The 688-nt window shown below is 57.8% G+C and carries 1 rRNA gene; it reads left to right on the top strand.

Features of this window, described 5'->3' with window-relative positions:
• Positions 1-57 precede the first annotated feature (57 nt).
• Positions 58-688, top strand: a 23S ribosomal RNA gene (locus N4G70_RS36890); the annotation flags it as partial.

Here is a 688-nt window from a genome sequence, read left to right as displayed (position 1 = left end):
GGGGTGATGGGTGGCTGGTCGTTGTTTGAGAACTGCACAGTGGACGCGAGCATCTGTGGCCAAGTTTTTAAGGGCGCACGGTGGATGCCTTGGCACCAGGAACCGATGAAGGACGTGGGAGGCCACGATAGTCCCCGGGGAGCCGTCAACCAGGCTTTGATCCGGGGGTTTCCGAATGGGGAAACCCGGCAGTCGTCATGGGCTGTCACCCATACCTGAACACATAGGGTATGTGGAGGGAACGAGGGGAAGTGAAACATCTCAGTACCCTCAGGAAGAGAAAACAACCGTGATTCCGGGAGTAGTGGCGAGCGAAACCGGATGAGGCCAAACCGTATGCGTGTGATACCCGGCAGGGGTTGCGCATGCGGGGTTGTGGGATCTCTCTTCTGTCGTCTGCCGGCGACAGGACGAGTCAGAAACCGTTGGTGTAGGCGAAGGACATGCGAAAGGTCCGGCGTAGAGGGTAAGACCCCCGTAGCTGAAACATCAACGGCTCGTTTGAGAGACACCCAAGTAGCACGGGGCCCGAGAAATCCCGTGTGAATCTGGCGGGACCACCCGCTAAGCCTAAATATTCCCTGGTGACCGATAGCGGATAGTACCGTGAGGGAATGGTGAAAAGTACCGCGGGAGCGGAGTGAAATAGTACCTGAAACCGTGTGCCTACAAGCCGTGGGAGCGTCGC

The sequence above is a fragment of the Streptomyces sp. ASQP_92 genome (assembly GCF_025399895.1).
Classification (GTDB): Bacteria; Actinomycetota; Actinomycetes; order Streptomycetales; family Streptomycetaceae; genus Streptomyces.
Note: the sequence above shows the minus strand (reverse complement) of the source record. Positions and strands in the feature narration are given on the sequence as shown.